10 protein-coding genes are annotated in these 18,345 nt (G+C 44.6%); 5 read left to right on the top strand and 5 right to left on the bottom strand.

The genetic code is table 11. The features are described from left to right. The first annotated feature begins 232 nt into the window (after positions 1-232). Positions 233-2,728: a TonB-dependent receptor gene (locus HMPREF0666_RS07315; RefSeq protein WP_009011750.1), complete on the top strand. Its 2,496-nt coding sequence runs from the start codon at positions 233-235 to the stop codon at positions 2,726-2,728. Between the two features lie 1,514 nt (positions 2,729-4,242). On the opposite strand, the gene HMPREF0666_RS07310 is transcribed toward HMPREF0666_RS07315, so the two are convergent. The 5 genes from HMPREF0666_RS07310 to HMPREF0666_RS07290 all read right to left on the bottom strand — a co-directional run bounded on the left by HMPREF0666_RS07310 (position 4,243) and on the right by HMPREF0666_RS07290 (position 13,798). Then, entirely contained in the window at positions 4,243-7,068 is a 2,826-nt protein-coding gene (locus tag HMPREF0666_RS07310; RefSeq protein ID WP_009011749.1) for a C10 family peptidase, read from the bottom strand. A gap of 96 nt (positions 7,069-7,164) precedes the next feature. Continuing rightward, complete coding sequence (locus HMPREF0666_RS07305; RefSeq protein ID WP_009011748.1) at positions 7,165-8,865, bottom strand: thiol-activated cytolysin family protein; 1,701 nt, start codon at positions 8,863-8,865, stop codon at positions 7,165-7,167. 959 nt (positions 8,866-9,824) lie between these two features. Beyond that, positions 9,825-10,271, bottom strand: a complete 447-nt coding sequence (locus tag HMPREF0666_RS07300) for a YhcH/YjgK/YiaL family protein (protein ID WP_009011747.1) — start codon at positions 10,269-10,271, stop codon at positions 9,825-9,827. Between the two features lie 1,319 nt (positions 10,272-11,590). Beyond that, the gene (locus HMPREF0666_RS07295) at positions 11,591-12,289 is read right to left on the bottom strand and encodes a hypothetical protein (protein ID WP_009011746.1); all 699 of its coding nucleotides are present in this window, start codon (positions 12,287-12,289) and stop codon (positions 11,591-11,593) included. A gap of 45 nt (positions 12,290-12,334) precedes the next feature. Beyond that, positions 12,335-13,798 (bottom strand): DASS family sodium-coupled anion symporter, encoded by a 1,464-nt coding sequence (locus HMPREF0666_RS07290; protein ID WP_009011745.1) that lies wholly within the window; start codon positions 13,796-13,798, stop codon positions 12,335-12,337. Between the two features lie 127 nt (positions 13,799-13,925). Here HMPREF0666_RS07290 and HMPREF0666_RS07285 point away from each other — a divergent pair, with 127 nt between their 5' ends. The 4 genes from HMPREF0666_RS07285 to HMPREF0666_RS07270 all read left to right on the top strand — a co-directional run bounded on the left by HMPREF0666_RS07285 (position 13,926) and on the right by HMPREF0666_RS07270 (position 18,146). Further along, the gene (locus HMPREF0666_RS07285; RefSeq protein WP_009011743.1) at positions 13,926-15,038 is read left to right on the top strand and encodes an ABC transporter substrate-binding protein; all 1,113 of its coding nucleotides are present in this window, start codon (positions 13,926-13,928) and stop codon (positions 15,036-15,038) included. 16 nt (positions 15,039-15,054) lie between these two features. Next, entirely contained in the window at positions 15,055-16,068 is a 1,014-nt protein-coding gene (locus HMPREF0666_RS07280; protein ID WP_009011742.1) for an iron ABC transporter permease, read from the top strand. Positions 16,069-16,316: 248 nt separating this feature from the next. Next, positions 16,317-16,520 (top strand): hypothetical protein, encoded by a 204-nt coding sequence (locus tag HMPREF0666_RS07275; protein WP_009011741.1) that lies wholly within the window; start codon positions 16,317-16,319, stop codon positions 16,518-16,520. A gap of 45 nt (positions 16,521-16,565) precedes the next feature. Beyond that, positions 16,566-18,146, top strand: coding sequence for a hypothetical protein (locus HMPREF0666_RS07270; protein ID WP_009011740.1), 1,581 nt, complete (start codon positions 16,566-16,568; stop codon positions 18,144-18,146). Positions 18,147-18,345: the final 199 nt, after the last annotated feature.

Genomic DNA, 18,345 nt, shown 5'->3' with positions numbered 1-18,345 from the left:
GGAGGGAAGCCAGCAAACTTTAATAAGATAAATCAACCTACCATCTGCCCCTAACCACCCAAAGCTCGCTTCTTATAGTATTACGTCTACATTGGTCGAAAGCTCCTTTTTATTCATTAATAATCAGCTGCTTGTATGCAATATTCCTAATAAATGAGGATTGCGCCGTGTCTTTTTTCTTCCTACCTTTGCCATCGTTAATTAAATACAAAAATATTAGAAATAAGATTATATGGTTAAGTCTAAATTTGGTATTGCTCTTCTGATGGCGACATCTTTGCCTATGGCAATACAGGCCAATAACATTATCGAGAAAGGAGATACTTCCAGAGTCTATGACATAGACGAGGTTGTCGTCGTAGACCAGCCTAAGGAGGCTTTCCGCCTGCGTCAGCAGCCATTGAGTAGCACCTCTTTTAATGGCGATTTGATACGCAACCTCAACGTACAGGACGTGCGTAACCTCTCTGTCTTCGTACCTTCATTTGCCATGCCAGAGTATGGAAGCCGTTATACCTCTTCTATCTATATGCGTGGAATAGGCTCACGTGTCTACTCACCAGCCGTGGGTATTTATGTAGATGGTATGCCTATCTTGAACAAGAGTGCCTTTAATTTCCATACGTATGACGTCGACCGTGTTGATGTTCTGCATGGTCCACAGGGTACACTCTATGGTATGAACACCGAGGGGGGACTGATTCGCCTTTATAGTCGTAATCCTTTCCAGTATCAAGGGACTGATGTTCAACTCTCTATCGGCTCGAAGTTATATCGAAAAGCAGAGGTAAGCCACTATAAGAAAGTCAATGATAAGATGGCATTTGCCGTTGCTGGCTTCTATGGAGGGCAGAATGGGTTCTTCCGTAATCAGTATGATGGCTCACATGCCGACCTTATCAATGAGTTTGGAGGTAAGGGACGATTGCTGTGGAAACCAACGGACAGACTGAACTTCGACCTCATCGCCGACTATCAATATACTCGCCAAAACGGCTTCCCATACGGTCAGGTGGTCACAGAAGACGAAGTTGCTGCTGCTACCATCACCTCTCCTCTCTATGGATTGAAGGCTGGTACACAATCACCTAACCAAAATCGACAGAGTAATTATCGCCGTAATATCATCAACACAGGACTGGACATCAAATATGCGGGAAACGGATTTGACATCAATTCGATGACTTCTTGGCAGTACCTACGCGACTACATGCTCATGGATATAGACTATCGTCCACAAGACTTCATGCACCTTACGCAGCATCAGTTGGGTAACACGGTGACGGAGGAGCTGTCTGTTAAGAGCAAAAATGATAGTAAGTGGCATTGGACCTTCGGTGCTTTCGGGTCTTACCAGTGGTTGAAGACGACGGCACCTGTCTACTTTGATCAGGATATGAACAGCTATCTGTCTAAGAAGATTACTGACTATGCCTACAACGGAATGCTTAACGCCATGGCTGCACGTGTGGCTCAAAGGATGATAGCAGGCGGAATGTCAGAGGAACTCGCCAACAAGACGGCACGAGCAAGCGTCGCTGCAATGATTGCTGGGGCTGGTGGTGTAAACATCAACATGACGATGGACCCTGTCCCAGGTGTCTTCCATACGCCAACACTCAACTTGGGTGTCTACCATGAGAGCAACATTGAGCTCACTGATCGCCTTATGGCGACCCTTGGTTTACGCTATGATTACTCACGTGTAAACATTGATTACGAGACTTCAGCACGTGTTGCATTGCAGGAGAGTGTGATGGGTGTAACCATCAACCCTGTTATCACCTCTGCTCTGAAGCATAGCGAGCATGACAGCTTCAAGCAACTTCTCCCAAAAGTGGGCCTGACCTATCGTCTTCAAAACGGTAGTAACGTCTATGCAACATGGTCAAAAGGCTATCGAGCAGGCGGTTATAACTTCGAGATGTTCTCTGATGTGCTGCAGACTGAGACCTCTCAGGCGGCTAATAAGGCTCGTGCTGATGTCGACATCGCACATGATGAGGCTTACTATGAGCGTATCGCAAAGACGATTGAGTATAAACCAGAGACCAGTTGGAACTATGAGGTGGGAGCACACCTAAACCTCTTCAACAATCAAGTACACCTCGACCTCGCTGCTTACTATATGCAGATTCGCAATCAGCAGCTCTCTGTGATGGCGGGTAACTATGGCTTTGGTCGTGTAATGACGAATGCAGGTCGTAGCCATTCTTGCGGCTTGGAGGCAACACTCCGTGGTGTTGCACTCGACAACAAACTAACCTACGGACTCAGCTATGGCTTTACAAGTGCACAGTTCGATGAGTATAAAGACTCTATCGCAGGCGTTGGTATGGTTGATTATAAGGATAAGCGTGTACCTTTTGTACCGCAACATACACTCGGCGCCAATGCTGACTATCGTATAGATGTTGACCCTGCAGCCTTGCTCGATGCGTCTAATCGTTTCCACTTGCGTAGTGTCACTGTGGGAATGAACCTCTCCGCACAGGGTAAGACCTACTGGGATGAGCAGAACACTATCGGTCAGAATTTCTATGCAGTAGTAGGTGCTCATGCCGATGCCGACTTTGGTCCGCTTCATGTCAACCTCTGGGTGCGTAACTTAACAGATACTAAATACAACAGTTTCGCCGTTCAGAGTGCTGCTACTGGTACTCGCTACACCTTTGCACAACTTGGTAATCCGTTCCAAATGGGCGTGGACTTTAGGGTACACTTCTAATGATAAAAGGGTAAAGGGGACCTCCCCGACCCCTCCGAAGGAGGGGAGAGCCTAACGGGACACGGTTGGGTGCGGGGGGATAGATAAGGCGTAACGCACCAATAAGACGTTTTCACTGGGCGAGAATATAAGGAAAGAATACTTAAATATAAGTTCTGTGGGGATGTGAATATAAGTTCTGTGGGGACGTAAACATAAGTTGGTGAAGGCGTAAATACAAGTTAGTGGAGACGTAAAAATCAGTCGAAGACTTGTAAATAGCTGTCTGCTACTTATCAGTTATCTATATTAATATAAGGAACTTATCTCTATTAGAGGACCAATATGTATATATCATGACCTACAACTAATGTGACGTAGCTCGCACATTAGTTGTAGGTCATTTCTTTTACTCGTCCGATAGATGGACTAATAAGAGCTTGTGGGGTGGTAGGTGATGAATGTTAGTTGTTGATGATGTGCTTTGCGAGGATGGTAGGTGCTTAATGTTAGGTGTTGAGGATGGGCTTTGTAGGATGGTAGGTGAATAATGTAAAATAGTGAAGAAGAGCTGTTAGTCATTGAACAACGATTACCAACAAGTACTAATATCATACGCTTTCTCATAGCAGGTTAGGCTCTCCCCTCCTTCGGAGGGGCCGGGGGAGGTCCTCACTTTTAACTCTCCTCAATTCCACCACACGGTCTTCATGATTGAAGAAGACGCTCTTCTACGTTCGAGAACATGCCCTTCTTGCACGTAGAAGAGGCCCTTCTTGGGCCAAGAAGGGCATGTTCTTCAACGCCATTTGTAACACTCTGATTGCTTGACGGTTACAAACTCGATTATAGAAGAGATTATACCCCTGTGTTGAGGGCGTTTAACGCTCTGCTATGTAATGATTTTTCACAGCCTTATAGAGCCTTATATTGTGTGAAGCGATTGCCGAATTACTCCTATAAACATACTAAGAAACATAAAAAGGTGCGTCCTTTTTCTTGCATCATAACACTGAAAAACATATTATCCCCATACGCACAGAGACCTCATTAGGTGCAAGAACTCACAAACTATAAGCCTAATGATGGTAGAGAAGTGCCGTGACACCTGTCGGTCGGAGGCCCCTCGTTGACTTTACATGTGTGCCAATAGACATCTATATCACCTGTGCTACTGACAAGAAAAAGAACTACTCAACAACTGGTAATACATGGAGAAAGGGTTGAGGGACATTCGCACAACTGAAGAGAAAGGTTTCCGCAACTTAAAATGACTACTAACGCCACTTAAAATCAGCATTCACACCACTTAATATCAGCGTTAACACCACTTGGAGGAAACATTACCGCCACCAGAAATGAGCATTGAAAAGTCAACCACAATAACCATACAAGACTCGAAAGCATCACAACATGAAGCGTAGAAGAACGAGAGATAGGACATAAATCACAATTATAAAGCACGAAGAATCCACACTGAGGGAGTCCTCAATGTGAATTCAACTAATACGCCTAATTATGTCAGTCCTATTCTATTAACGCTTTACTATCTTACAAGTTGTTGTACCTGTACCGATGAGATAGACACCTGCTGGCAGATTGGCAACGCTGATAACATTGTCGCCAAACTTAACGTTATACTTGCTGATAAGCTTTCCTTGTACGCTATAAATGCTTACAGTGCAAGCCTTTGCGGCTGTGAGAATAACGTTATCCGTCACAACGCCCGATGAAACAGACAGCTCTGTACCACCAACGGCAACCTCGTCAATACCCAATGGGATAGTTTCTCCATCAACTTTATTACCAATTGATTGGAAGTGTTCACCATAGAATGGAGGGGTGTCAAAGTCAAAGGTTGGACCAAGTGTTGGTTTGTTGCTGAATAAGTAAGATGAGTCAGGTTGGTTGAAAGCGGCATAGACATTGAAAGGAACGACATCTGTTGGGTAATAAAGCCATGTTGCACCTCCATTGTTATAGAGGATATTCATGTAATAACGCCCCTTCGATAGGTATCTCGTAGGTAGTGATACCTCGATATAACCGTTACTATTTGGCTTTAACGTGATGGTTCGTGTCTCTGTCATGTTGCTATTGAGAGGCTTAGAACTCAACTGTGCATTGGTGACATAGAACTTCACGCGACCTTCAAAGCCATTCACTGACTTCAAGTAAACGCGAGCAGTAAACTTGCTGTGGGCAGTTGACACGTAAGCATTGTCTGAGCCAAGGTAGCTACTACCCTGATAGAAATAGATAGTCTGCAACTTCAAATCATGAACAGTCTGTGAGTTGTTATCATCATCATCAGCCGCATTGATGGTTAGTTCGCCTATCTTCCATACTTTCGCATCTGTTTTCACCTTGACAGCAACCTCTTCACCATCAACATCATATCCTGCAAGCAGGTTATACTTGCCTACCTCCAAGCGTCCGAAGTTGTCGTTCGTATAGAAAGAGAACGTTACACGCTCGCCTCTGGCTATCTTTGCGTTGCCTTCAGAGATGAGGGTGGCTGCCTTAACATCATTTGATTCAGCAGGAAGAGCGTAGAGTTTTAAGCTACCATTATAGTCGGTATTACCTTCATTGGCAAGAGTTGAGACAATCTTCGTGTTCTGTCCCTTCTTAACATACTCCGTTATACGCTGTACAGCATACAGTTCAGGCTGCTTAACAACTGGGTCTGGCTCTGGTTCCGGGTCTGGATCAGCCTTACCAATGGCAACTGTTCCGGCAACGGCATCGATGGCCTTGAAGCCAGAACCTTTGGCGTAATTGACAGTAAGATGATAGGTTCCTGCCTTGACGTTGGCAAGGTTGGCATAGAAAGTCACCTTCTTCGTTGACTCAGCACCAACAGAAGCCGTCGTTGTAGAGATTATCGTAGAGTAAGCATCATTCTCCTCTTGATAGAGGGCAAGAGCTAATCGACCTGAATAAGCTGACTCGCTGTTCTTATTACCAATAGTGATTGTGACTGGGACAGAGTTCTGCTGTGTTAAAGCGGTCTGTTCGCACTTAGCAGCAATATACAGGTTAGTACCTGTTTCAACGTCGGGCTGTGGGTCAGGCTTTGGTTCTGGATTTGGATTAGGCTCTGGGTCAGGGTCATCGTTACGGTCAGGTTTCAGATAACGTAGCATCTGCTGATCAGAACTATAGCCTCCACTACCGCCACCAATACCTTCTTGTCCTGGGCGCAACACGTTGAGCTTATGCCAACCATTTGATGAGTAGTTCCATCCCCAATCGACATGTACGAAGCCATTTGACGCATAACCATCGAGTACAAAACAGTGCCCACCACCGCCAGAGAAGCCTGCATAGACAACAGGACCGTAATCTCTCAACTCATCATGTATCTCTCTTAGCCAGCTCTGCTCGTAGTAGTTGCTGCGTTGGAGGAACCTTACGCTGCTCTTATAGCCGAAGTTACGTGTGAGAACGGCTGGGGCATTGTAGACATAAGCACCCGACCCACCAGCAAAAGCAGGATTATAGTCCATCTGAACAGCATAACCAATGTCGCGCAAAAGGCGTCCGATGTTATCAGCCTGTAATGCCGTAAGCCCACGACCAGTTGCTCTATCGCGCCCATAGCTATCTACTCCGGCTGGCATCTGGCTCCAATCGTATGCTGCATTCTCTGATCCTTGACCGTCAAAGTTCAATGACATGTAGTTACGCTTCCAATAGTAACTCACTGAACCATGTGCTTTACGTGGCCACTTATGCCAACGTAGAACGGTACAGATGGCTGTAGCCACACAACCCGACACTGTTTCGTAGGTCTGACCATTGTAACGATAGTTCGGCGCATACTGGTTGAAAGGCCAACTCTGGCCCCAGCTGATAGGTGTTGCAAGTCTTGTCCTGCGGTCAGTAGCGTATTCGAGAAGCGGACTAATCTCTATCTGATAGTTACTTGCACGCACAGTCGATGCCTGCATGAACTCTGGTGAGGGTGTGTCAGGCGTATTCTCGATGGCCCACTTTATCTGATTGCGATACTCATCATATAACCACTTGATAGAAGGGTTCGCTTGTATGTCACTCTCTGAGAGGCTTCCTTTATCAGAGAAAGCGATGACAGGAGAGACACGATCGTCTGCTGCAACAACAACATAACCCTGATCATTACCACGATTGAAGATATAGTATAGGTTCTCCTCAGCCTTTCCAGTACGGGAAGCCTTGTAGGGTGCCTTATACGCCATACTGAGTTGGCGTGTTGTGGTGCCTTGTCCAAAGAAGTTTGAAGCAATCTTCAACGCTCGAGCCTGGTCTATTGGACCAGCCATAGAGAGCTGACAAAGTAGGCACAATACGGCAAAAAGCGTAGAAACTCTTTTCATATTGATAGTCTTAAATTCTACTTTATGATAATAAATGTACTGCAGCTTTTATCGACATCATAGTGTTGACGCCGATAAAACTGCGATAGGGCTCTTTTAATTAAAGAACTTAAGGTCCAGAATCTTTACGTAAGTGTGAATCTTAATATGCTTATAGTTACTTTCTAAGACGACAACTGGGTTATCACTCTTATACTTAGAGAAGACGGTACCAAGGGTGTGGTTGAATTGTGTTCGACCATAATTATACTTATAAATACCGTTTTCTGTATGCAAATCAGTGATGAAAGATATCTTCTGATGGTCTACAAAGTCCTCTAAACTCTCGTTCTTATCTTTGTCAAACTCGACATTGACGATACCACCAAAGCCTATTGGATGTAATGTTTCTTCCTTCTCTCGATAGTCAAACCAGAACGGATTAGACTGAGCAATGCCTACAAGCTCGTGCTCTTGACCATTGACTCCTACCATGACCTTACCCCATATGTTAGCATCCTTATCTAAGTTAGGAAGTGGACCACTGTGCTGTCCTGAGAAGCCGAGCACCTGTAACTGCATACGAACCTTCTTGAATACAGGAACGAAGTCGCGTTGTGTAACGGTGAACTCGCTGCTTGACACTACACGGGCCTGTGAATTATCAACAGCATAACGCAAAGAGAAACTAATAGGGTACATCTGCTCCATTGGAATATCAGCCGCAAGGAAACGCTGGAAAGAGTCAATATCACCCTTCAAAATCTCTTGCTGAATAGTCTTCCCACCTCCAAGAACTGTGATATGTACGTCGCTTTTAGCCAACATCTTACGGTAGTTGACTGCTTGGTCAGCCGATACGTTAACATCAACACCCTTAATTTTGTTCAGTGCGAACTCAATAGCCTCATTGATGTTGCGTTCCTTCTCATCAGTCTCAATTGAAAGATAGATGATACGACCGTAGTTAATGCTGGAGATGTAGACTGGCTGATAACCGTCGAGGGCATCTTTGTCGATAGACTCAAAGATAGTACCCTTCTTAGGAGCGTCAGTTGAGACAGTAAAGTGCTTCTGTATGAGACGAGCTAAGATATGGTTCTTCTTCTTATTGAAGTTAAATCCGAGGTTTATGGAGCCATTCGCAACCGGAGCAGTTACTGCCACACCCAACTTCGTGACAAGTTCTTCCTGCGAGTTAATCTTCTCCACACTCTGAATAGTTGTCACTGGCGACTCCTTCCAATCCATTGTCGCCCACTTATTCCATACCTCTTGATACTCGCTCTTACGGATGTTAGGAACAGTAGCAGAGGTCTCGTGTGCCTTGCTTGGATCAGCAGGAGACAAGCTGATAGAGAAGGTCACGTCCCCAGTCTTGTGTGAAGTAATCATTGCATAAGTACCATTAGCTATCGTACCACCCTTTAGTACGCATCCAGGATAAACCACATCGCTTGTAGGATCAAAGAGGAAATTCTCATCGAAAGTCTGTTTAATCTTATAGTGTCGGGTTGTCTTCACCCAATTACCAGGTATTCCATCGAGAACACCCTGCGTCTCAACAACCGGGTCTTCCTCCTCAACAGGTAGAGGAGTACCATTATCAGGAGTTATCGGACCATTAGCACGTGTCATCATAGGTGCTAACGGCAACGTCTTCAGATAGTTGCGTATCTCCCTTGGGTTATTCAACACACTCTCTTCACTTTGTTCTTTGGTTTGCGTCAAAAGCTCATCTTGTGAGCAGGAAGCAACCGCAACGGCACAAACTACCATTGAAACAGGCAATACTGCCTTGATTAGAAACTTCTTCATCTTCGTTAAAAATTAGGTTATAATAATCGGTTTAACATACATGACTGCCTTATCACAGCCAGAATGGGCATCTGTCAGTTTAAGTTCTAATAAATGGTATAAATAGGATTAGCTGTTAGCCGTCATTCTTCTTACTTGTGCCCGGGTATTATATCACGTCTAAATCTTATTAACCTCATAGTATATGTACGTCCCTCTTTCGCTCAACAGGGATTGCGCAAAATGTCAACATTGTTCGGCAAAGTTAGTAATTAATTCATTACGAAATCTTCTGTAGATTTTAAAAAATGATAAATTCAAGCGTTTTTAATATAAAGATATGTTTATATTAACAAACCAAACTTAATTAGTTAAGCCTCTTTACACATTTTACTTAAATAAAGTAAAGTTGCCTAAAAAGTCACAACACTTTCCCTTAACATAAAGGCCTGTTAGATTAAAGAGTGTGTAAACATAACACAAATGACGAGAAAAAGACCCGAAAGAGTGGTTCACAACCTACTTATATAACTGCAATCGACCTACAACTAAGATGGGTAATCACCACACCTTAGTTGTAGGTCAATTCATATTGCAGATGGTGTAAGTTTATCCTAACAACCTCTTCCTTTCGCCTCAACCCCCAATTCTTTTCGTCACATCCCTATACAATAATGTGTAAAGCTCCCGCCATCCCACAAGAAGAGCGAAAACAGAAATCGCACAAACCGTTATCATCCCACCATCTAAGCGTTATGACCGAATTAAAGGAGCGTTATTATCACATCATCCGAGCATTATGACCAACACCACATGGGCGTTTTGACCACACACAACAAACACCATGACCATATATAACAAGCGTCATAACCGCGTATGCGAAGTATTTCTCTCCATCTCAAAGTGCCTCATGTATTCCACCTTTCAGCAGCGAGCATTCCGTTAGGCTCTCCCCTCCTTCGGAGGGGCCGGGGGAGGTCTCAAATCCTAATCTTCCCCACCAATTTCCTTTGCAGTCCTTCTCCAATGATAGGCGCATGTGCATCTTCAGGGAAGAAGACGGTGAATTGTCCTGGTTCTACCTTGAGATATTCCTTTGCCGCTTGCTTATAGAAGCCACAGTCAGTAGTTGGGTTGTAGGCAATATCAGGCTTGCCCAAGTCAGACAAAGCAGTCCACCCCATCATTTCTGGCTGCAGCAAGGGAACTTGTACGTCTATATAGTCCTTGTGAAACTCTAATCGTTGTTCCTCCTTAGGCTTCAACTCCACTTCATCTAAGTTGATAAACAAGTCATCACCATCGAGGGTAATACGTCCCACCATCAGCCGACTGAAATCATGTTGGAGGATATAATCCATCATCACCTTCATCCTTGGATGCAGACCATAGTATCGATGGCATGCCCTTAAATCTGCTATTATCATCTTCTTAGCTTTACTTAATGTTATAGAAAACAGTTGCAAACATACGTATTTATTTTCTGATAACAAAGAGAACAGCCGTAAATAACGTTCATGAGATGGTGGACACTCACTCTACTACGGCTGGTTCACCATCAAACAACAGCTGGCCCAGCACCAAACAACGGCTACCCCCTCCCCCTACTCCATTCCCACAGGGAGGGGCATGATTAGTGAGGTTACCCCTACATGACTGTTTGCACGCTTAGTGTTAGCCTTCTATTAGCATCAAATAAGACTATTTCGACAATCACGATCTTATCCATCCAAAGACGGAACGTGGGTGAACCTCCCTACCTGTGGACTCCCTCTGTGCGTAAAGAGACATATTACTCTATGACAGAAAGAGACACCGAGCAAGCTAATCTACGTGACGTACTATGAGAGAAAGGGACACCCAACGAGCCATAATACACAGAAAGAGAGAGAAAAGGCTGCATTGTATCAATCAAATTCATTCCTTATAAAAGATGTAGTCGCTGTTGTCTTAACTCCCTTTCACTCCTTATCACTCCTTAACTCCTCATCCAACATCTCCCTTTCACTCCTTAACTCCTTAACTCCTTATACAACTACTCCTTAACTCCTTATACAACTACTCCTTAACTCCTTATACAACTACTCCTTCACTCCTCCCCATCTCCTTGTAAATTATTTTCACCCTTCTCGAATCCAGTACACGCCCTACAACGTTGAAGAGAAGGCCCTTCTTGCTTCAAGAACATGCCCTTCTTGCCTCAAGAAGGGCCTCTTCTACATGCAAGAAGGGCATGTTCTCAAACGCAGTATGTAACATATTGGATGCTTGTGAGTTATAGACTCGATTATAGGTGAGGCTATACTCCTATCTTGAGGGTATTCTGCTTGATGTTATGTAATTATTTTTTACGCGCTTAAAGCATACTCTGAAGCGTAGAGTAATTGCCGAGATGATTGAATGGAGAAACTGACGAAAGCAATAGCATACGTTTAACGCTCACAGAGTAACACAGGACTATGCACACAAGTAGCACACCAGACATTGCCGAAACACCTTCGTGTAAGTTGTTTGTAGCTTTAAGTTCGAGATTACGACATGCCTTTCTTTGAAGCAGAGAATAGTTGTCAACATGGATAAAGAGCTTGAGCATCATAGAGATAAAGCCACAAAAAGGGGCACACAGAGCGTGTGCCCCCTTGTTATAGGAGACTTGCAGACTTACATCACATCGTTATATGACGAATTCAGAACAAGCTGTATCAGTCGTCACAGAGCCAATACAGAGGTTGATCCGTGCCCGATACTATTTTTCCCAGCCGTATTTAGCATACTTGGGATTGACAGAGAACTCCCCTGCCCCTATGTCAAGATCCCCACAGATCGGCACTCGGTATTGTCCCCACGCACATGGTTTTGCCTTCCTTGTACTGTTACTTCGCCATGAGCCAGCATACTGGTTGTTGCAAAAGGAGTCCGAATAGTCATCAATGTCGTCATAGACAATCCTGCCATCGACAGTCTCGTACCAATAAAACAACAGATAACCAGAGAACACACCACTACTCTTTTGACGGGTATCTTCCATCAACTTGTATTTTGCAACACTACATCCACGTCGTCTGAACCGACCCTTCATAGCGTCGTCTACACCATACGTAGGATGGATAAACCGCCTATTATCAATGATGTTGATAGTCCCACGGAAGTTACAACGGTTGTTCTTGACAATGGTAACACCACTGACACTATATCGGTTGGCGCTCGTTCGATGCACTCTCTGAAAGGTTATCGAGAGCTTCTGATAGTTCGCTCCAATATACCCAACGTAAGGGACACGCCTATCTAACAGTATGTTTGAGAAATCATTGTCAACAACTGTCTTCTTACTCTCCCTTGTCAAAGATTGAATCCACCTCTGAACATTAGCCTCAGCAAGCTTGCGTTGGTAACTCGTGAGCACCACCCCCATCAAGAGTAGTACAAAGTAGCTGATTAATCTCACAATAACATCCTGTTAGATTAGCGTTTATAATATTCTAACTCCTTATCAGAGGAAATGTACCTGACCAATGAAATAAAGGAGCGCGTAGCCCAATACGAGGGAAACGACACCACATGTCAGACCCACCTTCAGCATATCATTCTGCTTGACAAGCCCTGTTGAGTAGGCAATAGCATTCGGTGGCGTAGAGATAGGGAGGCACATAGCAGTAGAGGCAGCTATGGCAATACCAATGAGAACCGTACTTGTCCCACCAATACCATCGAGATTATGATCCATACCACGGCAGACAACAGCGAGGATAGGTACCAACAAGGCTGCAGTAGCAGTGTTTGAGATGAAGTTAGAAAGGAAGTAACAAATCAAGCCAGACACAGCAAGGATGACAATAGGACTCCAATTGCGGAATGGAATACTCTCAATAGCGGCATCAGCCAAGCCCGATCCGTTCATACCTAATCCAATGGCAAAGCCTCCAGCAACCATCCAGATGACACTCCAATTTATATCTTGCATATCCTTAGCAGTAATGACTCCCGTGATAGCAAAGACTGCCATTGGAATCATGGAGACTGTGTTAGTATCAATACCAGTGACCTTCTTTGGAATAACCCATAGAAGGATTGTGACAATGAAGGTAATGATTACCACCCACATTCGCCATCCACGGTGTACCTCACCATCAATCTTCAAATGGATAGTCTTCTGTGTGAATGGGAAGAAATAGAGGATTATTCTCCAAGAGAGAAGGAGCAAGATGATTACAAGCGGAGCCATGAAGGCCATCCAGTGCATGAAGTCAATCTTCATGTCGAGGCCTGCAGGGTCATTAAGATACTTGAGTGCTATGAGGTTAGGAGGCGTTCCAATCGGTGTTCCCATACCTCCGAGGTTGGCAGCAACAGGGATAGACATTGTCAAAGCAATGCGTCCTTTACCATTAGCAGGCAGGGCTGCAAAGACAGGAGTTAGGAAGGTAAGCATTAAAGCAGCTGTGGCAGTGTTCGAGATGAACATTGAGAAGAGTCCTGTGATAAGTAGAAATCCCAAAAGAACATTCTCACTCTTGTTACCGAAAGGCTTGATAAGGTTGCGTGCCAATAGTGTGTCAAGTCCCGACTTCGACGCAGCAATGGCCAGAATAAAGCCCGCAAGGAAGAGCATAATGATTGGATCAGCAAAGGATGCCATTATCTCCTCCGAGTCGAGTAATTCCCCTACTCCATCACCTTTGAATATCCAGAAGGAGTTCTTCGATACGGTGACGCACATGATAGACATGATGCTCAGCGAGGTTGCCCACGCTGGGATACACTCTGTTAGCCACGAGAGAGTAGCAAAGACAAAGATTGCAATGATGCGTTGTTGTACTACTGTTAACCCATCAATACCAAAGCACGTGGTGGGTAAGTTCCATACAATGGCTGTAACCACGATGATTACTAAAAGTTCCCAGACCTTTTTCATCTCGACATGGCTACCAAGTTTATTAGACTGTTCTGCTGCCATAGTGTTAGTTGTTTAGATTAATTAATGTAGGTAATAATATAGATTCGCGGACGAAAGTATAAAAAATATCGTTACCAAGCAAAGGATTCTGTGTTTTTTTGTATTTTTGCATGATAAAACTGTGCTTATGCGCCCATTAATAGTATTTCTTCTCTCTGTTTTAACACTTTTGTCTTGTGGCAACACCCATAAACAACAAGTCGTTAAAGGTAGTCAATCAGAACTGCAGTATGCCCACAATATTACCATTGAGCATACTAAAGATTATGTGACCGTACGCCTCTTAAACCCATGGAAGGAGGGGAGTATCCTACATACCTACTATCTTGTAAAGCGTGGAACGCAGGTGAATGTGCCCGATGATGGTACTAAGGTTGTTGTCCCACTACAAAGGAGTGTTATCTTCACGACGGCCCATGCCAATCTTGTTGAGATGCTAAAAGCACCAAGAGCCATAGCAGGTGTGGCCGACCTAAGGTATATGATTATCCCAGACGTGCAAAGACGTGCCCACAGAAAAGGGGGGATAGTAGACTGTGGTGACGCTATGAAGCCTGATATAGAGCGTATTATAGACTTAAGAGCAGACGCTATTCTACTCTCTCCGTTTGAGAACAGCGGTGGTTATGGGCGTTTAGAGCAGATAGGAGTACCTATCATAGAATGTGCCGACTACATGGAGACCTCTGCTTTAGGGCGTGCTGAATGGATGAAATTCTATGGTCTTCTCTATGGAAAGGAGCACGAAGCCGACTCATTATTTACTGTTGTCGAACAGAACTATAAGTCTTTAAGCAAGCAGGCAAGCCACAGTAAGATAACACGTAGCATACTGCCAGACAGGAAGGTGGGTGCTGTATGGTATTTACCAGGCGGAGAAAGCAGCATAGGCTTACTTTATAAGGATGCACATGGACGGTATGCTTATTCCAACGATAAGCACAGTGGGAGTCTTACGATGCCTTTTGAGACCATTTTAGACAAGTTCGGACAAAGCGACTTCTGGGTGTTGAGTTATAATGGGGAGTTCAATCTCCGACGCTTGTTGGCTGAATATCAAGGCTATGCAAAGCTTAAACCTTATCAAACAAAGGAGGTTTATGGCTGTAAAGTGGATAGTAAACCCTACTTCGAGGAGGTCAGCTGGCGTCCCGACTGGCTGCTATCCGACTTGATACAACTCTTCCATCCCGACTTACACATCGCTCCTTTGCGTTATTATCATAAGTTAGAAGAATGATAAACACAGCCCCCAGATGACGAGACGAGCCCTCCTTTTATATATAGGTATAGCAGTTAGCATCCTACTTCTGTTCGGATTGAATCTTACAACAGGTTCAGTTCAGATACCCTTTGCCGATGTCTTGGATATTCTCTGTGGTCGTTTTGCAGGAAAGGAGAGCTGGCAATACATCATATTAGAGAACCGCTTGCCCCAAGCCCTTACTGCCCTACTCTGCGGAGCATCCTTGTCAGTCTGCGGCCTAATGCTTCAGACCGCCTTTCGAAACCCTTTGGCAGGTCCAGATGTGTTCGGTATCAGCTCCGGAGCAGGCTTAGGAGTAGCCTTAGTAATGCTGTTATTAGGTGGAACCGTGTCCACTTCACTCTTCACAGTGTCTGGTTTTCTTGCCATTCTCACCGCTGCTTTCCTTGGAGCAATTACTGTTACAGCCCTCATCCTGTTCCTCTCTACCTTAGTGCGAAATAGTGTCTTATTGCTAATAGTGGGTATCATGGTAGGTTATGTCTCCTCTTCAGCCGTCTCCCTCTTGAACTTCTTTGCCTCAGAAGAGGGTGTAAAGAGTTATATGGTATGGGGTATGGGCAACTTCGGAGGCGTCTCAATGAGTCATATTCCCCTATTCTCTCTCCTTTGTTTAGTGGGTATCACGGCCGCATTACTATTGGTTAAGCCCCTGAATATCCTCCTTTTAGGACCCCAATATGCCGAGAGCTTAGGGATAAGTACACGTCGACTACGCAACCTACTACTACTTATCGTAGGTCTGTTAACGGCTATTACAACCGCATTCTGTGGTCCTATCTCGTTTATCGGCTTAGCTATTCCACACATTGCGCGCCTTCTCTTCCGCACAGACAATCATCAGGTACTCCTTCCAGGGACAGTCTTGACGGGTGCTGCCATAGCCCTTCTCTGTAACTTTATCTGCTTCCTTCCAGGCGAGATGGGTGTCATCCCACTGAATGCCGTCACCCCGCTTATCGGTGCTCCGGTAATCATCTACGTCATCATTCAGCGTCGATAACGGTTAGACTCATAGGCTATTAGCAAGGAGATGTAAGTTTTCTACATTTGTATTAAATCCTTTCTATTCTTTGTTAGTTATCAACTTTTTTCTTAACTTTGCACCCGAATTAACCCAGAAAACTCAAACTACGATGATACCCTACGTGATGTAACGGCCACTAACGTGTCATAATTAACTACAGTTTAGGTATGTTTGGTTGATAGAACGTAGTAAGAAAGAGCAAAACAATTAATTCGTTTAGATTGATGAGTAAGCAGAAAGAATTAGTACGTAGCATGTACATTAAGCCAGAATGTAATTTATTGAATACTTATACGGAGACTCTTATGGTCAATGCAAGCGGCAACGCTGGTGGAATCAACGCTGGAGAAGGTGCTGGAGACGCAAAGAAAGCATTCTTCTGGGACGATGAGGACGTAGCGAGTGTAAGTCAGAATTGGAGCGAATAGACGCTTTATAGATAAGGTTAACCACACTTAACGAACAAGATATATATGTTTATAAAGACTTTACGATTACTATCGTCATGGGTAGGTTGTGCTTTGATAGGTGCAGCAGTAACGATGAGCTGCTCAAATGATGACCTTCTGCAGAACGCTAAGGAGAGCCATCGTGTTGTGGAGGACTCTATGACCTTCAGTGGTGTCTCTCAAGAAGAAGCACCGACACGCACGATTATCTACGATCATACCAAGGGTAGCGGAGCCTCTGTTATATGGAGAAATACTGACAAGATATTGGTGAAAGACAATGCTGGTCAGTGGCGACAGAGTGCAACAGCCACCTTCCCTATTCCCTCAAAGATGTCGAATGCCGTGTTTACCATTGCTGGTAGCTACACCAGTCCGACGCATGCTGTTGTCTATACCAATAAAGGGCTCACAGGCTCACAACCACAAGTAGAGATAAAGAAGGTACAGACTCAGACTGCGCCTAACAACTTCGACCATGCAGGTGAGTCGGGTGACTGCGGTGTTGCAACTGCCCAAAAGGTAGGGAGCGACTATAAGTTTACACTCGAGCACAAGGCTTCTTTCATCTGTCTCATCCCTCGTTCAAGTAATACATACGTACAGCATAGTAAGATTACCAAGATTGAGATTTCATCAGAAGACAATATAGCAGGTGTTTACAACATTGCTTCTGATGGTACGCTCACCCTTGCTTCGGGTGGTTCGAAGACTATCACACTCACGACAGGGAGTGGATTTGCTATCGACAATACGACCGCTGACATGAGTAAGAACGCCTCCTACGCAGTGATAGCACCGGGTAGGCATAGTCTGCGCATCCGTTACTGGCTTCGCAATACGGCTGATAATCCGAAAGAAACTATCGATGGTACTGTTACTAAGTATGTTACCCTCACCTTTGTTCCAGGTTCTATTCATGACGTGACCGCCAACCTCTCTATCAATGACTACGGTGGTACCGACTATTATATGTGGGATGCAAAGGCGAACTATTGGAGTGGGCACGAATGGAACAGTGCTGACCCATGGCAGCCAACGAAGTTCTTAACAACCAGTAGTACGAACTATCCAAAGCCAGGAAGCGATAGTTATAATCGTCCTCGTACAGCCGCTGGTCCGCTTGAAGCCTCAACCTCTCACTTTGCAGCCCTCCCTAATGCTAACGAGATGGCATGGTATGTGATGAAGGGCGACCCACGCTATGATGCTGATGAGCTTTGGTCAACTATGGGCTACCTCTATAAAGGGGGTACATGGTTTAAGAAGAGAGCTTATATCACGGGCTTCTCTGATAGTCATCAGCCTGATGACGCTTCAACCGACCTACGCAACACAACTAAAAAACTATTAAAAGCAGTTTCGAATACGCTCCCTGCCACCACAGAGATGGACCAGTATTTCTATCTTCCACTCTTAGGTTATTATAGTACAAGCCCGAATAACTATAAATTCAATGCTGCTGGTGTGACAGGTTATTACTGGTCTTCAAGCGCAGTACCGTCTAATCAAATGGGTAGTTACGCTCTAACAATTAATAAAAATACAGCTACTCTACAAGAACTTGCTCCTTCCAGCGGTATGATTGTCCGTCCGTTTGAATAGACAATAGGCTCGACGGCCTCACAGCCAGCCACATACGGCCTCACCCCCAACCCCTCTCCGAATGGAGAGGGGAGTGATTACCGAGATACCCCTACGCTTTTCTACGAACGTGGGGGTGTATTTCTATTCGAGAAATTCGCATCATTCGTAGTTTTGTTCAGTCCATCCTCGGTCCGTATTACGCATTTCGTATTCGAGT

Source organism: Prevotella sp. C561 (assembly GCF_000224595.1).
Taxonomy (GTDB): Bacteria; Bacteroidota; Bacteroidia; order Bacteroidales; family Bacteroidaceae; genus Prevotella; species Prevotella jejuni.
Note: the sequence above shows the minus strand (reverse complement) of the source record. Positions and strands in the feature narration are given on the sequence as shown.

Coding starts and splice junctions, on each gene's coding strand:
- HMPREF0666_RS07315 (WP_009011750.1), top strand. CDS start 233: ATGGTTAAGTCTAAATTTGGTATTGCTCTTCTGATGGCGACATCTTTG.
- HMPREF0666_RS07300 (WP_009011747.1), bottom strand. CDS start 10,271: ATGATAATAGCAGATTTAAGGGCATGCCATCGATACTATGGTCTGCAT.
- HMPREF0666_RS07280 (WP_009011742.1), top strand. CDS start 15,055: ATGACGAGACGAGCCCTCCTTTTATATATAGGTATAGCAGTTAGCATC.
- HMPREF0666_RS07285 (WP_009011743.1), top strand. CDS start 13,926: ATGCGCCCATTAATAGTATTTCTTCTCTCTGTTTTAACACTTTTGTCT.
- HMPREF0666_RS07290 (WP_009011745.1), bottom strand. CDS start 13,798: ATGGCAGCAGAACAGTCTAATAAACTTGGTAGCCATGTCGAGATGAAA.
- HMPREF0666_RS07275 (WP_009011741.1), top strand. CDS start 16,317: ATGAGTAAGCAGAAAGAATTAGTACGTAGCATGTACATTAAGCCAGAA.
- HMPREF0666_RS07270 (WP_009011740.1), top strand. CDS start 16,566: ATGTTTATAAAGACTTTACGATTACTATCGTCATGGGTAGGTTGTGCT.
- HMPREF0666_RS07305 (WP_009011748.1), bottom strand. CDS start 8,865: ATGAAGAAGTTTCTAATCAAGGCAGTATTGCCTGTTTCAATGGTAGTT.
- HMPREF0666_RS07310 (WP_009011749.1), bottom strand. CDS start 7,068: ATGAAAAGAGTTTCTACGCTTTTTGCCGTATTGTGCCTACTTTGTCAG.